General features: G+C 50.0%; 2 protein-coding genes. Both read right to left on the reverse strand.

Translation table 11 applies throughout. From position 1 onward, the window contains the following. Positions 1 to 171: 171 nt before the first annotated feature. Positions 172 to 750 carry a DUF416 family protein gene (locus tag ACP7D4_RS28005; RefSeq protein ID WP_426212709.1) on the reverse strand — a complete coding sequence of 193 codons (579 nt, stop codon included), beginning with the start codon at positions 748 to 750 and terminating at the stop codon, positions 172 to 174. After that, positions 747 to 1433, reverse strand: a 687-nt coding sequence (locus tag ACP7D4_RS28010; protein ID WP_426212711.1) for an RHS repeat-associated core domain-containing protein, incomplete at its 5' end; no start/stop codon positions are given. The genes ACP7D4_RS28010 and ACP7D4_RS28005, both read right to left, overlap by 4 nt.

Raw genomic sequence — 1433 nt, forward strand, 5'->3', positions numbered from 1 at the left:
CTGCGCGACCTGCTGCGGCTAATTGCCGGGAAGACCTATCGCCATCGAGAGAATCGTTCGAAGCCCAGGAAGCCCGGCGTAAAACCACACAAGAAGATGACTCAGAAAAACTGTTGAAATGTCTTAACTTGGGTGGATTGGGCTTTGACCCCATGCCGTTCTACTGCAGCTCTATGGAAGTAGTTCAATATCAGTCCTCGCAATATACTTGCGGACTTCGCCGAGATTCGGTCCGGTAACGAAGAATTGAAGTGCATCGGATTGAATCATGACCTCCCTCCGCATCGCGGGGTGGCAATAAATTTCTTCATTACTGAGCGACAACGGAAACGGTGCTTCAGTAGCTTGCAAATGAAGCACTACCGCATCGAAAACGAGTTGATTTGCGTCCGCCACGAGCTGTCGTTCATCTGTATGAATGAACTCCATTAACATTCCAACTCCAAGGGCGGCACTTAATGCAGCGGATACCAATTCATGGTCAAATATTTCAGTATCTGGAGCATTGTCATAGCAATCAAGAGACGCCTGCTCGAATGATATTTGCAGTGGATTGCCTTCCAAATAATCCCACGCGAAATTCACGCAATTTTGATAATGGGAAGTTTCGAAGCCAGTCTCCTGCCCAAATTTAACGAGGCAGGTCATCATTCTCGTGCATTGGAAGACAAGAAAATCTACGGCTTCTCTTTTTGGCAGAGTCATGAGTCTCTGAGAAATTTTCTCAACTTCTGCCTGCAAATTAATCATTTTTCGCCTTTTAGCTTACTGAGGGGCTCGACAACATATTTTTGCAGAAAGGCGGTGCACGGTTCGCATATTCCTCTGCTAGCGGCAGTGCCCGTCGGTGTGAGTCCTATTGCATTAGCCGCATTAACACCAGTCACCTCCGCATGACCAGCTCCAGTCACAGCATATTCGCCTGGCTTTAGCGCTGCCACGGCAGCCGGTCGCAGCGCCTTTTCGCTAGAACTGACCAATCGAACACCTTCCGCAGTTTCAGTTACCGCGATTGTCACGAAGCGTTGAGTGCTCCCCATAGCACCTGCAATTTCGGCAGCGCGCACGCTAGCTGGCACTACCGCGGCGGCAACTGTAGCTTCTGGAAGACCAACCAACAAAGATGCTGCCTTTACAGCGTTTGTCCCCATCTCCATTGCGTTTCCGTACCACGCTCTAACTCCAATTTCCATCTGAGTCATTGGCGAATAGTACGGTAGGCCGCCACTCATGCTTTGCCGACCATCAGGATCTATATAGCGATACGGATTGTTCTCCGCATATTTATAGCGGTTAAAGCTACCGCCCGTGTTGGCATCGGTCGTCACCGGATCAATGCTCAAGAAGGAGCCGCCCGACGTGCACTTGTCGTAAACGCGGCCGTTTTCCCTAGTCCATTCAAGGACTTGTGGCGGTTTTTTGCTGGCGAATTG

The organism is Massilia sp. TWP1-3-3 (assembly GCF_049897805.1).
Taxonomy (GTDB): domain Bacteria; phylum Pseudomonadota; class Gammaproteobacteria; order Burkholderiales; family Burkholderiaceae_D; genus Telluria_A.